The organism is Microbacterium sp. PI-SA-G (assembly GCF_057215335.1).
In genome coordinates this window covers 1996948-2014973 of the sequence record NZ_CM170103.1, presented here as the reverse complement: position 1 = coordinate 2014973, position 18026 = coordinate 1996948, and the positions used below count along the sequence as shown (strand labels likewise).

Sequence of the window (18026 nt, the reverse complement as noted above, 5' to 3'; positions counted from 1 at the left end):
CACAGGCCCCGACTACACCCCGAGACGCCCGAGCAGTTCCCGGTAGCGGTCGGCCGTGCGCCCGACGATGTCGTCCGGAAGCACGGGCGGCTCGCCCTGCTTGTCCCAGTTCGCGGCCAGCCAGTCGCGCACGATCTGCTTGTCGAAGCTCGCCATCCGCTCCTGCGGAGTCGTGCCGTTCTTCCAGGCCTCGGCGTCCCAGTAACGGGAGGAGTCGCTCGTGAGCACCTCGTCGGCGAGGCGCAGCGTGCCGTCGGCATCCGTCCCGAACTCGAACTTCGTGTCGGCGAGGATCAGGCCCTTCTCCTCGGCGATCGCCGCGGCCCGGGAGTAGATCGCGAGGGAGGCCGCGCGCAACTCCTCCGCTCGCTCCGCACCCACGAGCTCGACGGTCTGCTCGAAGGTGATGTTCTCGTCGTGCTCACCCATCGGCGCCTTGTACGCGGGAGTGAACAGTGGCTCGGGCAGGCGGTCGCCGTTCTGCAGTCCGGCGGGGAGCGGGATGCCGCAGACGGTGCCGCTCTCCTGATACTCCGCCCAGCCGGAGCCCGTGATGTACCCACGGACGACGCATTCGATCGGCAGCATCTCGAGAGACTGCGCGAGCATCGCGCGGTCGGCGACGGCGTCGGGCATGTCGCCGTCGGCGAGGTGGTTCGGAACATCGTCGAGCTGCGCGAACCACCAGCGGCTCAGGCGGGTGAGCAGCGCGCCCTTCTCGGGGATGCCGGGCGAGAGCACGAAGTCGAACGCGCTGACCCGGTCGCTCGCCACCACCAGGATGCGGGTGTCGGCCGGATCCTCCGAGGCGTACAGGTCGCGGACCTTGCCCGAGTAGAGGTGCCGCCAGCCGGGGATGCTCTCTGCCGTGCCTTCTGAAGGTGTGCTCACCCGCCCATTATGTCAACCCCTGCCGCGGCGATCGCAGATGGGCGATGCTCGACGGAACACGAGGAACGAGGAATCATGACGAAGAATCTGTCGAAGGGCGACCGGGTCAGCTGGAACACGTCGCAGGGGCGCACGCACGGCACCGTCGAGGAGAAGAAGACGAAGGACTTCACCTTCGCGGGGCAGAAGTTCACGGCATCCGACGACGATCCCGCGTACATCGTGAAGTCGGAGAAGAGCGGAGACGAGGCCGCGCACAAGGGGTCGGCGCTGCGCAAGCTGACGAGCTGACGAGCCGACCAGGATCGGCCGTCGCGTTCTCCGAACAGGCGTATGCTGCTCGACGCCGAGCTTCCTGACTCAGCGAAAGGGTGCGCAGCAATGACCGAATCACGCCAGACGACCGGACCCGACACGGGCACGTTCGAAGTGGGGCATCGTCCGAAGAGTCCGTGGCCGGCGCTGTGGGCGCTCGTGATCGGCTTCTTCATGATCCTCGTCGACACGACGATCGTCTCGGTCGCGAACCCGGCGATCAAGGCCGCGCTCGACCCCGACACCAACAACCTCGACAACGTCGTGTGGGTCACCAGCGCCTATCTGCTGGCCTACGCCGTGCCGCTGCTGATCACCGGCCGTCTCGGCGACCGTTTCGGTCCGAAGAACATCTACCTGATCGGTCTCGCGATCTTCACGCTCGCGTCGCTGTGGTGCGGGCTGTCGACGTCGCTCGAGGGACTCATCGTCGCTCGCGCGGCGCAGGGTCTGGGTGCGGCGTTCATGACCCCGCAGACCATGGCCGTGATCACCCGCACCTTCCCGGCGGATCGGCGCGGAGCGGCGATGGGCCTCTGGGGTGCGACGGCGGGCGTCGCGACACTGGTGGGACCGCTGCTCGGCGGTGTGCTGGTCGACAGCCTCGGGTGGGAGTGGATCTTCTTCGTCAACCTCCCCGTCGGCGTCGTGGCGTTCGTGCTCGCGTGGCGTCTCGTTCCCAAGCTGAAGACCAACCCGCACCGCTTCGACATCGTCGGCGTGGTGCTCAGCGCCGTCGCGATCTTCCTCGTGGTCTTCGGGCTGCAGGAGGGCGAGAAGTACGACTGGGGCGTCATCTGGGGTCCGATCTCGGTGTGGGGCCTGATCATCGCCGGGGTCGTCGTGCTCGCGCTGTTCATCGTGCAGCAGCGCCGCACGAAGTCCGAGCCGCTGGTGCCGCTCGACCTGTTCCGCGACCGCAACTTCTCGGCCTCGAACGTCGCGATCGCCGCGGTCGGCTTCACGGTGACGAGCATGTCTCTGCCGCTGATGTTCTTCCTGCAGACCGCCTGTGGCCTCGCACCCACCCAGGCCGCGCTGCTGATGATCCCGATGGCTGTGCTGTCGGGTGTGCTCGCGCCCCTCGCCGGCCGGATCCTCGATCGCACCGACCCCCGCGTCATCCTCATCCCCGGCCTCCTCGCCGTCGGCGGTGCGCTGTTCTGGTACTCCGCGCTGGTGAACATGGACACCCCGACCTGGATGTTCCTGTTCCCCTCGGCGCTGCTCGGCATCGGTAGCGCCGGCATGTGGGGGCCGCTCGCGACGACGGCGACCCGGCGTCTGCCGATGGCGCAGGCCGGTGCCGGAGCCGGCATCTACAACACGACCCGCACCGTCGGCTCGGTCGTCGGCTCGGCATCGATCGCCGCCTTCATGCAGGCCCGCCTCGAGGCGAACCTGCCGGGGATGGATGATGCGACCGGTGGTGCGATCGGCGGCGGCACGCTTCCGGATGCCGTCGCCGACGGGTTCTCCGCTGGCATGGCGCAGGCGATCCTGCTGCCCGCCGTCGTGATCGTGGTCGCGCTCGTCGCGTCGCTGTTCCTTCGCGGTGTGCCGCAGTCTGCCGGGGCGGCGAAGGGCTGAACCTAGGCCTGGCCTCCGGGCCATCGAAACGGCGGAGGCCAGGCGGCGTCACGGCGAGTTCCGCAGTGGCGCGCTCACTGTAGGCCGCGTTCGATCTTTGCTTGATCGAACAGCTCGCTGTAGTCGACTGCGAGCTCGGGGGAGTCCACGACGGTCAACGACCAAGGGTTTGCGGCGTATGGCTGACGCTCCAGCAGCTCGGCGATCTCCCCTCGGAGGTCTCTCGCTGTTCGGTCGTGAGACAAGATGCCGATTCGGATCTCGATGACATGCATTTCTTCGCTTTCATCCATGATGGTGTGATCCTAGAACCGGCGTCCTCCGTCGCCAGGTCCGCGAGCCATCGAGTTCCGGCATATCGCGCGGCTCAGGCCGCAACCCCGTTTTGCGGTCCGGACGGAGCGCGTGATTTCATCGTGCGATGACCGTTGCGCTCGTGCCTCCCACCACCGCCCTCTTCGACAGCTGGGCGGCCGCAGTCGCCGAGTTCGGCGACGGCCACGTGGACGGATCGGGTCTGACGGCGCCGGTCACCCCCGATCGTGCGACGCTCGACGCCCTGATCGAGAAGGCGGCAATGCTCTCCGACACCACGGCGCAGCTGCCGGCCGGTGCCGTGCACAACGACCTCTACTGGATCCTCGATGAGGGCGAGGTCGTCGGCTTCCTGTCGTTCCGGCACACGCTGAACGACTACCTGCGCGAGGTCGGCGGCCACATCGGTTACGCGGTCCGGGCGTCGCGGCGTCGTCGGGGCTATGCGTCCGCGGCACTCGCTCTCGGACTGGACCGCGCCCGCGAGCTCGGACTCGACCGTGTGATGGTCACCTGCGACGACGACAACGAAGCCTCGGCGCGCACGATCGAGCGCAACGGCGGAGTGCTGCAGGACGTCCGCGACCAGTCCGAGCGCGGTTACACCCTCGTCCGCCGGTACTGGATCACGCTGTAGCCGGGCCCGAGACGGGCGCGACTGTTGACTAGGGTGGATTCTCGGCGCCCGTCCGGTCGTCATCGCCGACTCGGAGGAGCACCCGTCGTGATCCGAAATCCCTCATCCGCGGCCGGGAGGCTGCACCGACTGGGGCGCGTCGCCACGGCCACGGTGCTGACGGCCTTCGTGGCCGTCGGCGCGCTGCTCGGTGGCACCGCCGCCGCGCACGCCGAGACCGAGACCGACACGTACGTCATCGGCACCGACACGACGTTCGCGCCGTTCGAGTTCACGAACGCCGAGGGCGAGCTCGTCGGCATCGACATGGACCTGCTCCGTGCGATCGCCGAAGACCAGGGCTTCGAAGTCGAGATCCGCCAGCTCGGGTTCGACGCGGCCCTGCAGGCGCTGCAGTCCAACCAGGTGGATGCCGTCATGGCCGGCATGTCGATCACCGAGGAACGTCAGCAGACGTTCGACTTCAGCGAGCCGTACTTCACCAGTGGAATCCAGCTCGGCGTGCTCGACGCGAGCGACATCGAGTCGCTCGACGACCTCGACGGCAAGACCGTGGCGGTCAAGACCGGTACGCAGGGCCAGACCTTCGCCGAGGAGAACCAGGACGAGTACGGCTTCCGCGTCACGCCCTACAGTGACACGACCGACATGGTCGACGCCGTGAAGGCCGGCCAGGCCGTCGGCTACTTCGAGGACTTCCCGGTGCTGGCCTACGGCATCCAGCAGGGATCCGGATTCCGTCTCGTGGGCGAGCCGGAGCTCGGCGGCGAGTACGGCTTCGCGGTCAACAAGGGCACGAACCCCGAACTGCTCGCGATGTTCAACGAGGGGCTCGCGAACCTGCAGGAATCGGGCGAGTACGACGAGATCGTCGACACGTACCTGAGCGAGGGCGAGACGAGCACGCAGCCGACCGGCATCATCTCGGTCGCGGTGCAGTACTGGCCCGCACTCATGAGCGGTCTGTGGCTGACGATCCTCGCGACCCTCGTCGCGCTGGTCGCCGCCTTCGTCCTGGGCATCGTGTTCGGGTTCGGACGCATCTCGACCTTCCTGCCGTTCCGCTGGCTGGCGACCGCGTACGTGTACGTCTTCCGTGGCACCCCGATCCTGGTGCAGGCGTTCTTCGTGTTCTTCGCCGTGCCACAGCTGTTCCCCGGTCTGCAGTTCAACCCGTTCGTCGCGGGCGCCATCACGCTCTCGCTGAACACGGGGGCGTACATGACCGAGATCATCCGTGGCGGCATCCAAGCGGTCGATCCCGGCCAGGCCGAGGCGTCGCGCTCGCTCGGACTCGGCCACTGGAAGACGATGCAGAAGGTCGTGCTGCCGCAGGCGTTCCGCATCATGATTCCGTCGTTCGTGAACCAGGGCATCATCACCCTCAAGGACACGTCGCTGATCAGTGTGATCGGTCTCGCCGAACTCACGTTCGCCTCGCGTCAGATCATCGCCTCGACGTACCTGTCGGCGCAGGTGCTGACGATCGTCGCCATCATCTACTTCGTCGTGATCACGCTGCTGACGCTGCTCGCGAATCGCCTCGAGAGGACGTTCACCGCATGAGCAAGATCGCCGTGCAGAACCTGCACAAGTCGTTCGGAAGCAACCACGTGCTCCAGGGCATCGACCTCACGGTCGACGACGGCGAGGTCGTCGCGGTCATCGGCCCCTCGGGGTCGGGAAAGTCGACGCTGCTGCGCTGCCTCAACAAGCTCGAGGAGCCCACCTCGGGCGAGGTCGTCATCGACGGCGTCGACCTGACCGACAAGAGTGTGAAGCTCGACGAGGTGCGCCAGCGCATCGGGATGGTCTTCCAGCACTTCAACCTGTTCCCGCACATGACGGTCGTTGAGAACATCACCCTCGCGCCGATCGAGCTGGGGCGACTGTCGAAGGCCGATGCCCGCACGCGGGCGATGTCGCTGCTCGAGCGCGTGGGGCTGGCGGAAAAGGCGGATGCCAAGCCCGCTTCGCTCTCGGGCGGGCAGAAGCAGCGCGTGGCCATCGCTCGCGCGCTCGCGATGGACCCCGAGATCATGCTCTTCGACGAGGCCACCAGCGCGCTCGACCCCGAGATGGTGGGGGAGGTGCTGCAGGTGATCCGCGATCTCGCCGAGGGCGGCATGACGATGGTGCTCGTGACGCACGAGATGGGCTTCGCCCGCGAGGTGTCCGACCGCACGGTCTTCATGGATGCCGGTGTCGTCGTCGAGGAAGCCGCTCCCGCTGACCTGTTCGGTGCCCCGAAGAACGAACGCCTGAAGGACTTCCTCTCGAAGGTGCTGTAGCCCCGGCATCCCTCGCCCGCCCGCCCCGCGCTCCACTCTCCCGCTCGCCCCGCGCTCCACTCTCCCGCTCGCCGAGTGCACGGCTTCTTCGCGTCAAGAGGCCGTGCATTCGGCGCTAAGCCGTGCACTCGGCGGAGGTGGAGGTAGAGGGGGAGGGGGAGGGGGCGGGCGGCGCGCGCGTCAGTCCGCGACGCGGGCGGCGATGTCGGTGCGGTGGTGCGAGCCCTCGAGGCGGATGTGGCGGATCGCCTCGTACGCGCGATCGCGGGCGGTGCGGAAGTCGGATGCCACGGCCACGACGTTCAGCACGCGGCCACCGGTCGCGATGAGTGATCCGCCGGGGGCATCCGGACTCGCCGTCGCCGCGTGCACGATGCGCACGCCCTCGACCGCCGCGGCGTCGGCCAGCCCCTCGATCGGGCGACCGGTCTGCGGCGCCTCGGGGTAACCCTCGCTCGCGAGCACCACGGTGATGGCGACCTCGTCACTGAAGACCGGCTCGGGCTGATCCTCGAGCGTGCCCGATGCCGCCGCGAACAGCAGCTCCGACAGCGGGGTGACCAGGCGCGGCAGCACGATCTGCGTCTCGGGGTCGCCGAAGCGCGCGTTGAACTCGATCACCCGCACACCGGCCGGCGTCAGGATGAGTCCCGCGTACAGCAGCCCGATGAACGGGGTGCCCTCGGCGTCGAGCTGGCGGATCACCGGAAGGGCGACGTCGCGCGTGACCTGGGCTGTGAACTCCTGCTCGCTGCCGAACTGCTCCGCGAGCCACGGCAGCGGCGAGTACGCGCCCATGCCGCCGGTGTTGGGTCCGGCGTCGCCGTCGTACGCGCGTTTGAAGTCCTGCGCGGGGCTGAGCGCACGCACTGTGTCGCCGTCGCTCAGGAAGAACAGCGAGACCTCGGGGCCGGAGAGGAACTCCTCGATGAGCACCGGCCCGGACGGCAGGTACTGCTCGGCGTGGGCGAGCGCCTCGGCGCGGTCGGAGGTGACGATGACGCCCTTGCCCGCGGCGAGACCGTCGGCCTTCACGACGTGCGGGGCGCCCAGTTCGTCGAACGCGGCCTCGACCTCGGCCACCGTGGTCGCGCGGGCGGCACGGCCGGTCGGAACACCGGCCTCGTCCATGATGCGCTTGGCGAAGGACTTCGATCCCTCGAGCTGCGCGGCGGCCTTGCCCGGGCCGAACACCGGGATGCCGCGGCCACGCAGTGCGTCGGCGACCCCGGCCACGAGCGGGGCCTCCGGACCGATGACGACGAGGTCGATCGCGTGCTCGTTGGCGAACGTGGTGACCGCACCGCCATCGAGCGGGTCGAGCTGCACCGGCGTCGCGTCCTGCGCGATGCCCGCATTGCCGGGAGCGACGAAGATCTCGTGCTCCGTCTGCTCTGCCCGCAGGGCGAGGATGATCGCGTGCTCACGGGCACCGGAACCGAGGACGAGAATCTTCACCCGTTCAGACTACCGACGCTCGCGGAGCGGCGAAGGCTCAGACCGGTCGCTCGTCGTCGACGTTCCACGGCACGGTCCATCCGGCCGCGTCGAACAGGCCGCTGAGCACCATCGCCGTGAAGCCCCACACGATCGTGCCGTCGACGTCGAACGCCGGCGCACGGAAGGTCTGGTCGCCGTAGGGGCGCACCGAGGTGTAGCGGGTCGCGGGGTCGAGCAGCTGCGCCACGGGAACGCGGAACACCTCGACGGTCTCGGCGTGATCGACCGCCGCGACGCGCGAGGGCGTCCGCCACCAGCCCAGCACCGGGGTCACGCGGTGGTTGCTGGCGGCGAGCGGGATCTCGGGCAGCGTGGCCAGGATCTCGACGCCCGTGGGGTCGAGCCCCGTCTCCTCCTGAGCTTCGCGCAGCGCGGTGGCCACGGCATCCGCGTCGTCGGGCTCGGTGCGCCCGCCCGGGAACGACACCTGACCCGGGTGCGACGACAGCGTCGACGCGCGCCGCTGCAGCAGCACGTCGAGGTCGCGGGCGACCGGGGCGAAACCGGCGGGCGCGGGCTGATGATCCAGCACGCCGAACAGGATCAGCACCGCGGCATCGTGCGCGGTCTCCGGGTCGAGCAGCGCGGGGAACGATCGGTTCCACGATGCCGCCGACGCGGCAGCGAGCAGCTCGGCGCGGGCGCCTTCCGGATGCTGCGAACTCATGCTCCGAGCCTAGGCCGTGCACTCGGTGAACGGGCGGCGCGTGCCCGCGCGACCGCGTCCGCGTACCCTGGTTCCCATGCCCTCGCGCAAGATCGACATCATCGACGGACGCCGTGCGCTCGACGCCGTGCGCTCGGCGGATGCGGCGGGCGCGAAGCCCGCACGCACCGATCTCGCCACCGCGGTGCGCTACCTGCTGCAGCTGCTCGACGAGAAGGCACCCGGCAACAGCGTCGAGGTGCGGGTGCCGCCGTTCGGCGCCGTGCAGGTCATCCAGGGCCCGCGGCACACCCGGGGCACGCCGCCGAACGTCGTCGAGATGGATGCCGCCACCTGGATCGCGGTCGCCACCGGGGCAGAGCACTGGTCGGATGCCGCGAGCGCCGGGCGCATCCACGCCTCGGGAACCCGCGCCGACCTCGCTGATATTCTGCCGGTTCGCCCCTGACCCGCGCCCCGTGGTCTGATGCACGGGTGGACACGCTGAATGACGCGCCCCTGCTGAGGGCGCTGGAGAACTCCTACCGGACCCTGCTCGGAGAGCCCTTCCCGGTTCCGCCCGGCCTTGACGTCGACGCGCAGCGCGGAGAGTGGATCCATCGGCGCGCTCCCTTCGCCCTGCTGGCTCATGACATCGCCGAGGACCCGCGATTCATCTACGCGAATCACACCGCACTGGAGCTCTTCGGGTATCCGGCCGAAGAGTTCGTCGGCCTGCCCTCGCGCCTCTCGGCATGCGCCGGTCAGGACCGGGAGGAGCGAGCCCGCCTGTTCGCCGACCTCGAGGAGCGCGACTACTGCGCGGGGTACCGCGGCCGCCGCGTCATGAAGTCGGGGGAGACCTTCTGGATCGAGGACTCGGTGGTGTGGAACGTGCGCCATGACGCCGGCGCGCGCATCGCTCAGGCGGCGATCCTGCTCGAGGTCACACGGCCCCTGCGCTGACCGAGACGCGGTCTCAGTCGACCACGAGCTCCTGCAGCAGTTCTCGCCGCCGCAGTGCCTTACCCGCGGGAGTGCGGGGGATGGCGGACACCAGGTGGACCGCGTCGGGCGACATCTCGGGCGGCAGCGAGCCGACGGCGGCGGCGACGGCGTGGAGCGCCTGCTGTCCACCCTCGACGTAGACCTCGATGCGCTCGTCGGCGAGCACGGCGATGGCGTCACCCCGGCCCGCCAGGTGCGCGGCCAGGTGGCGTTCGAGGGCTGTGGAGTGGAACGGGATGCCGCGGAACGTCACGTATCCGCTCATGCGCCCCTCGACGCGCAGGCATCCCTCGCTGTCGAGGTCGACGATGTCGCCGGTCTCCAGCAGATACGGGGTGGGGTGCCGCTGTGTGCGGACGTGATCGAGGTACGGCGACGACGGAAGCAGCAGGCTCAGTTGGCCGGCGGAGTCCACCCGAGGGACGAGGTCGTCGGCGATCCGGCCGACACTCCCCGGGTGCTCGCCGTTCCAGTCGGCCGCGATCACTCCCGTCTCCGTCATCCCGTACACCTGCCCGACCTGCACCGCGGGAAACGCCGCGACGAAGCTACGGGTCTCGGCCTCGCCGAGCTGCGCCCCGGCGATGAGGACTCTTTCCAGACCCCGGGGAACGGTCTTCAGCGATCGCAGTGCCGCCAGGTGCGGCGGCGTGCCCAGCAGGACGGAGGGGAACGGGGCGGTCGACAGGGCCCGGCCGAGCTCGCCCGCATTGGAGCGGACGGGGAAGACGACCTCGCGGTGGGCGCGCAGCGACAGCAGCAGCCCGGCGAACAGCGCCCAGCTGTGCGCGACCGAGGAAGCCAGCACGATGCTCTGCCGGGCGGCGTCGACGGCCGCACCGAAGCGCTCGTACCGGTCGAGTTCGGCGACGATCGCCTCTTCGGTGCGGACGACGAGCTTCGGAGCAGCGGTCGTGCCCGACGAGAACTGCAGGATGCCGAACGTGCCTGCGGGCACCGGTCGGCGAGACGTGGTCGGGGCGAGAGGAGTGACGGAGGCTCGGCTGCCCACCACCGACACCTCATGCGTGGCGAATGCGTCGAGGTCGGCGTAGGTCCCCCTCTCGGCGCGGTGGTCGATGACCCCGACGCAGACCCGGAGCTCCCATGCGGCCAACAGGCGCGCCACGAACGACGCGCTCGCCGGAAGCCGCACGATCAGCGTCGAAGAGGGGCCGACGCCCGACCGCCTCATCACCCTCTTCGCCTCGTCGACGAGCACCCGCAGCCGCGCTCGGGTGACGCGATAGCCGGGGCCGCGCAGCGCCGGCTCATCGCCCGTGAGATCCCAATACCGACTCATTCGCTTCCCCCGCCCGCTGCGGAACTCTCTTAACTCATAAGTTCCTGATCTGAGTCCAAGAATACGGACGGCCGCGCGCTGACAGGCGGCGAGACGCATGCGACTCCCTCATGCGCGACCGCCCGATGTTGCATCCCCGATCCGGCCTGCAGGCGCTCAGCGGCTGATTGACTGCTGCCACACATCGAGAAGAACGGGGAATTTCATGAACGAGAAAAGCATCCTGCAGCGCGTCGCGCGTCCGGTCCAGGCGTCGATCGGAGCGGCGGTCCTCATCGCCGGCCTCGCCGTCGGCACCTCGGCATCGGCCGCGCCGGTCGACGACCTCCGGGCCTCTGAGCAGGCGACGCTGGACAGCACCGGGCTGGCGGGCCAGATCGCCCTCGTCTCGGGCGAGGCGACCTCCGGCTCCCAGTACCTCGGGGTGGTGACCGTGAAGGCGGCGGTCGCCAAGTACATCACCCAGATCAGCGTCGTCGTCGAGGGCGCACGCGTCGGGGACCTCACCTATTCATGGGAACGCAACGGCGTCTCCTCGCCGATCACTCCCCTGCGGCTGATCACGCCTGTGGGCGGAGCGCTTCCCGAGGGTCGACTCACCGATGCCTTCAAGACCCCCTCGACGCCGGGCGAGTATGTGCTGCGCGTCTCCACGCCGGGCGGGGCAGAGGTGCGCGTGCCCGTGCACGTCTCCTGAGCGCCCGGCTGCTCACCGCCGCGCGACCACCAGCGGCACGCCGGTCACCGGATGCGGGAAGACGTCGACCGGCTGCCCGTAGACCGCTTCGATCCGCGCGGCGGTGAGCACCTCGGCCGGGGTGCCGCCGGCGGCGACCCTGCCGTCGTCGAGCAGAGTCACCCGGTCGGCGTGGGCGAGGGCGGCGTTCAGATCGTGCAGCACGATCGCGACCGCGATGCCCGCATCGGCTTGCGCGCGGATCAACCGCATCACGTCTTCGTGATGCTTCAGGTCGAGGGCGGCGGTCGGCTCGTCGAGCAGCAGGATGCCGGTGCGCTGCGCCAGTACGCGGGCCAACGCCACGCGGGCGCGCTCGCCGCCCGACAGTGAGGTGACCGCGCGGGCGGCCAGCGGCAGCACCTCGGTCGCCGTCATCGCCGCTGCCACGATTTGGTCGTCATCGTCCGCTGCGTCGGTGCGCGCCCAGGGCGCACGACCCATCCGCACCACCTGCTCGGCACTGAAAGGGAACGACACCGCGTTCTCCTGCAGCAGCACCGCGCGGGCGCGGGCGAGATCCTGCGGACGGATGCCGGTGAGTGCGGCGTCGTCGAGTGTCACCGATCCCTCGTGCGGAGCGACATCGCCGGCGAGCACACCGAACAGCGTCGACTTGCCCGCACCGTTGGGCCCGATCAGCGCGTGCACCTCGCCCGCGCGGATCTCGATCGAGGCGTCGTCGAGGATGGTCCGGTCGGCACTCACGCGCACCGTGATGCCGCGCGCCCGCAGCCGCGCGTTCATGCCCACCCGCCCGAACGGCGCCGCGTGCGCACCAGCAGCCAGAGGAAGAACGGCCCGCCCACGAGCGACGTGATCATGCCGATCGGCAGGTCGGCCAGCGGCACCGCGGTGCGCGCGACGAGGTCGGCCAGCGCGATCAGCAGCGCACCGCCGAGCGCCGAGGCGATCATCAGCGGCAGGTGGGCCGGGCCGATGATCATGCGCATCAGATGCGGCACGACCAGCCCGGCGAAACCGATGATGCCCGCGAAGGCGACGGCCGCGCACACCAGGACCGCGACGGTGACGATCACCAGCATCCGCAGCAACTCCACGTTGACGCCGAGGTGACGCGCGGTGCGCTCGCCGAGGGCGAAGAGGTCGAGGCGCGGCGAGACGATCAGCGCCACGACCACCCCGACCGCCACCAGCGGGGAGACCAGGGAGACGTTCGACCAGAGCGCGCCGTTCAGCGACCCCAGTTGCCAGAACACGATCTGCTCGCGGGTCGACGTGGTGCCGAGGAACGTGAGGAACGCCATGCCGGCCCGGCGATCGCGTTGATGGCGATGCCCGTGAGCAGCAGGGTCACGACCTCGGTGCGTCCGCCCGAACGGCTGAGGAAGTAGACGGCGAGCACCGCGGCCAGCCCGCCCAGGAAGGCGAACGCGGGCGTGGTCCACATCCCGAACGAGGCAAGGCCCAGCGTGATGCTGGCCGCCGCACCCAACGCCGCCCCCGAAGAGACGCCGACGACGCCGGCATCCGCCAGCGGGTTACCGAAGATCGCCTGCATGAGCACGCCCGACACGGCGAGGGCCGCGCCGACCAGCAGCCCGAGCACGAGCCGCGGCAGACGCAGGGTGTAGATCACGCCGTAGTCGGTTGCCGACTCCGGTGCCCAGGCGGAGTCGATGCCGACGCCGCGCAGCAGCACGCCGATCAGGTCGGTGGCGGAGAGCGTGTACTGGCCGCTCGTGATCGACACGAGGCACGTCACGATGAGCGCGCCCAGCAGGCCGACGCTCACGAGTGTGAAGCGCAGCCCGCGATGGCTCGCAGGAGTGCGCGTGACGACCTCGCCGCTCACGTGGTGGGCTGGGCGTAGAGCGCGCGAGCGATGGCGCCGAGCACGTCGGCCGAGCGGGGGCCGAAGCTGAGGATCTCGCTGTCGGCCATGTCGATCACGCGGCGGTTGACGCCGGCAGGCGTCTGGGCGATCGCGGGGATGCGTTCGATCAGGCCGTCGACGCCGTCGACCGACTTCAGCCCGTCGGTCATCATCACGAGCACATCGGGCTGCGCCGCGACGAGTGCTTCGGCGGTCATCGGCTTCATGCCCTCCCAGCCGATCTCGGCGGCGACGTCGACGCCGCCCACCGCGTCGATCAGCGAATCGGCTCCGGAATCCTCGCCGAAGATGTAGTACACGTTCGCGTTGCCGCGCACGTAGAGGAACAGCATGCGCGCACGGTCCTCGACCTCGGGGGGTACGACGTCGGCGATCTCGGCCAGCTCCGCGGCGAGATCGGCGTCGAGTCGCTCGATCAGGGCCGCTCCGCGCGTGGGCACGCCGAGCGCGGTGGCGATCTCGGTGACGAGCTCGTCGGTCGTGTCGAGTCGGCGGTCGCTCGAGATGACGACGACCGCGATGCCGGCGTCGCGCAGCTGCTGTCGGATCTCCTTCGGTCCGATGGTCGTGTCGGTGAGGATGACGGTCGGCGCGAGTTCGAGGATCGCCTCGGCGTTGAGCGTGTGCCCGGTCTTCGTCACCACGGGCAGCTCCTCGGTGCCTGTGAACATCGTCGACGCGTCGCGGCCCACGACCTGATCGCCGAGGCCGAGGGCGAACACGGTCGAGGCGATGGTGCCCGAGATGTCGATCGGCAGAATGCGGTCGACGTCGGAGATCTCGACCTGGCGGCCCTCGCTGTCGGTCACCGTCACGGGGAGTGCAGGCGCCGTGTCGTCGTCGACCGGCTCGATCGCGTCGCTCGACAGGCACGCAGTGGAGCCCCCGGTCACGGCGCGCACGTCGTCGACGAGGGGGAGGTCGGCGAGGGGAATCGATGCCTGCGGACACGCGTCGGCCGCCTCGGATGCCGCGGGAGCGGCGCTCGCGTCCGGGTCTGCACAGGCGGTCAGACCGAGCCCGAGAACGATGACGAGGAGGACGGCAGAAGCGCGGCGCATTAGGCAAGGCTATCCTAAAACTTGACGCATCTCCTGCTCCACCCCTACGCTCAGGATCGGGCTCGACTGAGCCGACCGTCACCCGATATTCCGCCCTCCCCGACTGCATTGCGGCACCGCCGACGCGCGTCTCTTCTGCGCGCCCGGAGCCGTGGAGACCCGTGAACACCACAGCCACCGCATCCTCTGCGAGCAGCCGCATCCGCGTTCTGCTCGCCACATTCCTGTCCTTCCTGCTGCTCGCAGCCGGTGCCGTCATCGCGCCGCCCGCGCACGCCGCCGGTGCCGCCGTCGCCACCTCGGTGACCGCGGCGAGCACCGCGGGGGTCACCGTGCAGGTCGACGCCACCGGCCTCCCTGACGTCACGAGCGCGTATGCGGCCCTGATCGTGCGGGGGAGCGAATCCGGCCTCAGCGGAGCGGGTGGATACGCCGCCTTCGCGATCCCGTTCCCGGCCGTGACCGCGGGGGCGAGCTCGTTCACGCTGACCGCGCCGGTCGACAAGCTCGACCGCGCGCAGGTGTACGAGGTGCTCGTGTGGCAGCAGCACTCGAACCCCGACAGCGCGACCATCTACGGTCGTGGCGACGTGAGCATCACCGACGCGCAGTGGGATGCGGTGTACGGCATCGAGGAGACCGACCCCGTCGAGCCCGACCCGGTCGAGCCGACGCCGACGGAATCTCCCGCGCTCGCGGTGACCTCGGCCGTCGCGGCCGATGCCTCGGGCCTCACCGCCACCGTGAACGGCTCCGACTTCGGCGCCGCGACCGGCGTGTATGCGGCACTGATCGAGACCGGAACCGAAGCAGGCGTCACGGCCGGCGGCGGCTTCCTCGCGATGCAGTACGTCCGCGGCATCACCGGTGGCGCTTTCACCGTCGACCTGACCGCGGCAGCCGCTGCGCTCGATCGCACCCGCACCTACGAGGTGATCGTGTGGACGCAGCACACGCTCCCGAACGCCGACACGATCCTGGCGCGCACCGCCCTCGCGATCAGCGACGCGGACTGGGATGCGCTGGCCCCCGAGCCCGAGCCGTTCGTTCCCGCGATCGCCGTGTTCCTCGCCGACGGCACCACCCCGGCGCAGGGCGTCGCGCTGCAGGCCGGCGACACGATCGTCGTGAAGGGCTCCGGCTACGACCTGACCGCCAACGTCGGCGGCCGCGGCGTTCCGATCCCCGCGAACCTTCCCCAGGGCACGTACGTCGTGTTCGGCAACTTCGCCGAGACGTGGCAGCCGTCTGCGGGCGCTGCGAGTGCGACGCGGTCGGTCGGCTCGCAGGCCTGGGCGCTCGACGAGAGCGTGCTCGCGCAGGTTCCCGCCCAGTATCAGAATGCGATCCGCTCGCAGTGGGTCGGCATCGCCGCCGACGGCACCTTCCAGGCGACGCTGACGTTGAAGGATGCCGCGGCCACGCCGGGCGCGTACGGCGTCTACACCTACGGCGCCGGAGGCGTCGTCAACGCCGATCAGGAGCGCAGCGTACCCCTGGACTACGGCTCCACGCCCCCGGTCGCCACGGTCGCCGCGAGCGTGAAGGCGGCGACGGCGGCAGACGGACTGACCGTGACCGCATCGGCGACGAGGCTCGGCGACATCACCGGCGCCTACGTCGCCCTGATCGAGACGGGCACCGAGGCCGACATCACCGCGGGCGGCGGCTTCCTGGCCATGCAGTACGTGCGCGGCATCACGGGTGGAGCGTTCGAGGCCGATCTCACGGCCGCCGCCGCGCTGCTCGACCGCGCGAAGACCTACGAGGTGATCGTCTGGAAGCAGCACTCGCTGCCCACGGCCGACACCATCCACGCCCGCACGGCCGTGATGATCACCGACGAGCAGTGGACGGCGCTGCTCGGCGCGCAGCCCGAGGAGCCCGAGGTGCCGACCCCGCCGACCGCTCCGCCCACCACCCCGACCGCGCCGGTGGCAACCGTTCCCGGCGGTTCGCTGCGCTGGGCGATCTCGAGCTCGTTCTCGGAGTACGTGACCGGCCAGATCGCCAAGGGTGCGATCGATGTCTCAGGCGGAGCGACCCGCTCGGGCGGACTGTTCCAGTTCGGTCAGACGGTGGGCGGCGACTACGACCCCGCGACCGGCCTCGGCAGCGTCGTGTATCGCGGTTCCGTGCGGTTCACCGGCCACGCGGGCGTGCTCGACGTGACCGTGTCGAATCCGCAGATCCGCATCGGCTCGGCGGATGCGGCGACCCTGTTCGTGACCCACGGCGGCGTGCAGGTCGCGTTCGCGACGCTCGACCTCAGCCGGGCCGCAGTGGTCACCGCGAACGGTGCCGTGACGTACTCGTCGGCGCCCGCGACACTCACCGCAGACGGACGCGACCGGGTGCTCTCGGGCTTCTCGACCACGCTCGACCCCGTGTCGTTCACGATCGGCTCGGTCGCCGCGGCCCCCGTCGGCACGACCGGCACCGTGGCCGCCGCAGTCGTGAAGGCCACGGACACGCTCCCAGCTGCACCGCCGGCGAGCACCGGCATCCAGATCGGAGAGGCCGACCTTGCCGCCCTCCAGTCGGGCAAGGCGGCGACGTTCTCGGCATCCGGATTCCAGCCGAACGAGACCGGCATCAAGGTCGTCGTGTACTCGACCCCCGTGCTGCTCGACACGGTGACCGCCGATGCCTCGGGTGTCGCGAGCTGGAACGGATCACTCCCTGCCAGCCTCGAAGACGGCGCGCACACCCTGACCCTGCAGGGCTCGGTGAGCCGAGGGCTGGAGTTCACGCTGACGCGGGAGCCGGCCGTGATGGGCGCGTGCACCGTCGAGGGTGCTTCGCTGAACTGGGGATACAAGGAGTCGTTCCGCACCTACATCGAGGGCATCGCGCAGGGCGGCTGGACCCTCGCCGACGTGGCCTACGAGTACCCGGACTACGTGTGGACGAACGGCACCGGTTCGCTCGACGACGCCCACCGCACCGGACTCGTCACCTACGGCGGAAGCATCGCGTTCACCGGTCACGGCGGGGCGCTGAACACCACACTCGCGAACGCCCGCGTCGAGCTGGCGGGCGACACCGGATACCTGGTCTTCGACATCATCGGCACCACCCAGGACGGCGCCAGCGTCGACCAGCCCGGCGTGCGACTCGCGGAGTTCGCACTCAGTGACGCGGCGATCGTCGACGGCACGCTGACGCTCGACGCGATCCCCACCACGCTCACCGAGGCGGGCGCTGCGGCCTTCGGCACGTACGCGGCAGGGGAGGCGCTCGACCCGGTGTCCGCCGTGATCCCGGTGAACGCCGAGTGCGGCGTCGCCGCTCCGGTCGAGGAGGAACCCGAATCGGATGCCGCCACCGCGGTGACCGCCGTGACGACTGCGGCCGCTCCCGACGCCGCGCCCGTGTGGCCGTGGATCGTCGGCGGACTGGTCGTCGTGGCCCTGGCGGGTGCGGGCGGCGTGCTGATCGGCCGGCGCAGCCGCACTGCCGAGTCGGCGGAGGTCACGACCGAGGCGTGACGCGGGTGATCCGGTAATTCTCCCTGCAACGTGCGCATGCTCCGGAGCGGTGGGAGAATAGGACCATGTCCTCCTCCGATTCCCATCAGACCGTCGAAGCGACCGTGCGCCACGTGCCGCGGTACGGCGTGCTGATGACCATCGGCGGCGTGCTCGGCCTCATCGCCGCGGCCATCCTCACGTTCACCGGCAGCTTCGAGGAGTCGGCCGCGCTCGATGTCGTCTACCCGGCGGGCCAGGTGTTCGGCTTCCTGCTGCTGTGGACCGTGCCGGCCGGCATCGCGCTCGGTGGCATCACGGGCCTCATCCTCGAGCGCGTCGCACGACGTCACGACCGCGTCGTGCGCGTCGACCGCGAGACGATCATCGAATCCGACTGAGCGG

Annotated in this window: 17 protein-coding genes and 1 pseudogene; 10 read left to right on the top strand and 8 right to left on the bottom strand. The window is 69.9% G+C overall.

What is annotated here, in order from left to right:
- Positions 1–12: 12 nt before the first annotated feature.
- The gene (locus AC2D10_RS09790; RefSeq protein ID WP_484707428.1) at positions 13–891 is read right to left on the bottom strand and encodes a phosphoribosylaminoimidazolesuccinocarboxamide synthase; all 879 of its coding nucleotides are present in this window, start codon (positions 889–891) and stop codon (positions 13–15) included.
- A 75-nt stretch (positions 892–966) separates the two neighbouring features.
- Here AC2D10_RS09790 and AC2D10_RS09785 point away from each other — a divergent pair, with 75 nt between their 5' ends.
- Positions 967–1182: a hypervirulence associated TUDOR domain-containing protein gene (locus AC2D10_RS09785; RefSeq protein ID WP_484707426.1), complete on the top strand. Its 216-nt coding sequence runs from the start codon at positions 967–969 to the stop codon at positions 1180–1182.
- 90 nt (positions 1183–1272) lie between these two features.
- Positions 1273–2796 (top strand): DHA2 family efflux MFS transporter permease subunit, encoded by a 1524-nt coding sequence (locus AC2D10_RS09780; RefSeq protein ID WP_484707424.1) that lies wholly within the window; start codon positions 1273–1275, stop codon positions 2794–2796.
- Positions 2797–2870: 74 nt separating this feature from the next.
- Here the strand turns inward: AC2D10_RS09780 and AC2D10_RS09775 are convergent, their stop codons facing one another.
- The gene (locus tag AC2D10_RS09775; protein WP_484707423.1) at positions 2871–3089 is read right to left on the bottom strand and encodes a hypothetical protein; all 219 of its coding nucleotides are present in this window, start codon (positions 3087–3089) and stop codon (positions 2871–2873) included.
- A 128-nt stretch (positions 3090–3217) separates the two neighbouring features.
- Between AC2D10_RS09775 and AC2D10_RS09770 the strand changes: the two genes are divergently transcribed.
- From AC2D10_RS09770 to AC2D10_RS09760, 3 genes are all read left to right on the top strand, one after another.
- Positions 3218–3748, top strand: a complete 531-nt coding sequence (locus AC2D10_RS09770; RefSeq protein WP_484707422.1) for a GNAT family N-acetyltransferase — start codon at positions 3218–3220, stop codon at positions 3746–3748.
- 87 nt (positions 3749–3835) lie between these two features.
- On the top strand, positions 3836–5314 hold the full coding sequence (locus AC2D10_RS09765; protein WP_484707420.1) for an amino acid ABC transporter substrate-binding protein/permease: 1479 nt from the start codon (positions 3836–3838) through the stop codon (positions 5312–5314).
- Entirely contained in the window at positions 5311–6039 is a 729-nt protein-coding gene (locus AC2D10_RS09760; protein WP_484707418.1) for an amino acid ABC transporter ATP-binding protein, read from the top strand. Before AC2D10_RS09765 ends, AC2D10_RS09760 begins: the two co-directional genes overlap by 4 nt.
- 180 nt (positions 6040–6219) lie before the next feature.
- Here AC2D10_RS09760 and purD read toward each other — a convergent pair whose 3' ends face one another.
- Together purD and AC2D10_RS09750 are read right to left on the bottom strand one after the other, a co-directional pair.
- Positions 6220–7497 (bottom strand): phosphoribosylamine--glycine ligase, encoded by a 1278-nt coding sequence (gene purD, locus AC2D10_RS09755; protein WP_484707417.1) that lies wholly within the window; start codon positions 7495–7497, stop codon positions 6220–6222.
- 37 nt (positions 7498–7534) lie between these two features.
- Positions 7535–8206 carry an NUDIX hydrolase gene (locus AC2D10_RS09750; RefSeq protein WP_484707416.1) on the bottom strand — a complete coding sequence of 224 codons (672 nt, stop codon included), beginning with the start codon at positions 8204–8206 and terminating at the stop codon, positions 7535–7537.
- Positions 8207–8282: 76 nt separating this feature from the next.
- Here AC2D10_RS09750 and AC2D10_RS09745 point away from each other — a divergent pair, with 76 nt between their 5' ends.
- A complete protein-coding gene (locus tag AC2D10_RS09745) occupies positions 8283–8654 on the top strand; it encodes a sterol carrier family protein (protein WP_484707415.1) in 372 nt (123 codons plus the stop codon).
- 26 nt (positions 8655–8680) lie between these two features.
- Positions 8681–9151: an MEKHLA domain-containing protein gene (locus AC2D10_RS09740; RefSeq protein WP_484707413.1), complete on the top strand. Its 471-nt coding sequence runs from the start codon at positions 8681–8683 to the stop codon at positions 9149–9151.
- A 13-nt stretch (positions 9152–9164) separates the two neighbouring features.
- Here the strand turns inward: AC2D10_RS09740 and AC2D10_RS09735 are convergent, their stop codons facing one another.
- Complete coding sequence (locus tag AC2D10_RS09735; protein ID WP_484707412.1) at positions 9165–10496, bottom strand: AMP-binding protein; 1332 nt, start codon at positions 10494–10496, stop codon at positions 9165–9167.
- Positions 10497–10701: 205 nt separating this feature from the next.
- Here AC2D10_RS09735 and AC2D10_RS09730 point away from each other — a divergent pair, with 205 nt between their 5' ends.
- Positions 10702–11193, top strand: coding sequence for a hypothetical protein (locus AC2D10_RS09730; RefSeq protein ID WP_484707411.1), 492 nt, complete (start codon positions 10702–10704; stop codon positions 11191–11193).
- Positions 11194–11205: 12 nt separating this feature from the next.
- On the opposite strand, the gene AC2D10_RS09725 is transcribed toward AC2D10_RS09730, so the two are convergent.
- The 3 genes and pseudogenes from AC2D10_RS09725 to AC2D10_RS09715 all read right to left on the bottom strand — a co-directional run bounded on the left by AC2D10_RS09725 (position 11206) and on the right by AC2D10_RS09715 (position 14151).
- Positions 11206–11979: a heme ABC transporter ATP-binding protein gene (locus AC2D10_RS09725; RefSeq protein ID WP_484707409.1), complete on the bottom strand. Its 774-nt coding sequence runs from the start codon at positions 11977–11979 to the stop codon at positions 11206–11208.
- Positions 11976–13048: pseudogene (locus tag AC2D10_RS09720) on the bottom strand (FecCD family ABC transporter permease). The gene AC2D10_RS09725 and the pseudogene AC2D10_RS09720 overlap by 4 nt, the downstream one beginning before the upstream one ends.
- Positions 13045–14151 (bottom strand): heme/hemin ABC transporter substrate-binding protein, encoded by a 1107-nt coding sequence (locus tag AC2D10_RS09715; RefSeq protein ID WP_484707407.1) that lies wholly within the window; start codon positions 14149–14151, stop codon positions 13045–13047. The pseudogene AC2D10_RS09720 and the gene AC2D10_RS09715 overlap by 4 nt, the downstream one beginning before the upstream one ends.
- A gap of 161 nt (positions 14152–14312) precedes the next feature.
- On the opposite strand from AC2D10_RS09715, the gene AC2D10_RS09710 reads away from it, so the two are divergent.
- Positions 14313–17642 (top strand): HtaA domain-containing protein, encoded by a 3330-nt coding sequence (locus AC2D10_RS09710; RefSeq protein WP_484707405.1) that lies wholly within the window; start codon positions 14313–14315, stop codon positions 17640–17642.
- A gap of 65 nt (positions 17643–17707) precedes the next feature.
- Positions 17708–18022, top strand: coding sequence for a potassium transporter Trk (locus AC2D10_RS09705; protein WP_484707404.1), 315 nt, complete (start codon positions 17708–17710; stop codon positions 18020–18022).
- Positions 18023–18026: the final 4 nt, after the last annotated feature.

Bases quoted from the DNA above. Each gene is read 5' to 3' on its own strand.
- AC2D10_RS09785 (WP_484707426.1), top strand. From the start codon at position 967: ATGACGAAGAATCTGTCGAAGGGCGACCGGGTCAGCTGGAACACGTCG.
- AC2D10_RS09780 (WP_484707424.1), top strand. From the start codon at position 1,273: ATGACCGAATCACGCCAGACGACCGGACCCGACACGGGCACGTTCGAA.
- AC2D10_RS09775 (WP_484707423.1), bottom strand. From the start codon at position 3,089: ATGGATGAAAGCGAAGAAATGCATGTCATCGAGATCCGAATCGGCATC.
- AC2D10_RS09770 (WP_484707422.1), top strand. From the start codon at position 3,218: ATGACCGTTGCGCTCGTGCCTCCCACCACCGCCCTCTTCGACAGCTGG.
- AC2D10_RS09760 (WP_484707418.1), top strand. From the start codon at position 5,311: ATGAGCAAGATCGCCGTGCAGAACCTGCACAAGTCGTTCGGAAGCAAC.
- AC2D10_RS09750 (WP_484707416.1), bottom strand. From the start codon at position 8,206: ATGAGTTCGCAGCATCCGGAAGGCGCCCGCGCCGAGCTGCTCGCTGCC.
- AC2D10_RS09745 (WP_484707415.1), top strand. From the start codon at position 8,283: ATGCCCTCGCGCAAGATCGACATCATCGACGGACGCCGTGCGCTCGAC.
- AC2D10_RS09735 (WP_484707412.1), bottom strand. From the start codon at position 10,496: ATGAGTCGGTATTGGGATCTCACGGGCGATGAGCCGGCGCTGCGCGGC.
- AC2D10_RS09730 (WP_484707411.1), top strand. From the start codon at position 10,702: ATGAACGAGAAAAGCATCCTGCAGCGCGTCGCGCGTCCGGTCCAGGCG.
- AC2D10_RS09725 (WP_484707409.1), bottom strand. From the start codon at position 11,979: ATGAACGCGCGGCTGCGGGCGCGCGGCATCACGGTGCGCGTGAGTGCC.
- AC2D10_RS09715 (WP_484707407.1), bottom strand. From the start codon at position 14,151: ATGCGCCGCGCTTCTGCCGTCCTCCTCGTCATCGTTCTCGGGCTCGGT.
- AC2D10_RS09705 (WP_484707404.1), top strand. From the start codon at position 17,708: ATGTCCTCCTCCGATTCCCATCAGACCGTCGAAGCGACCGTGCGCCAC.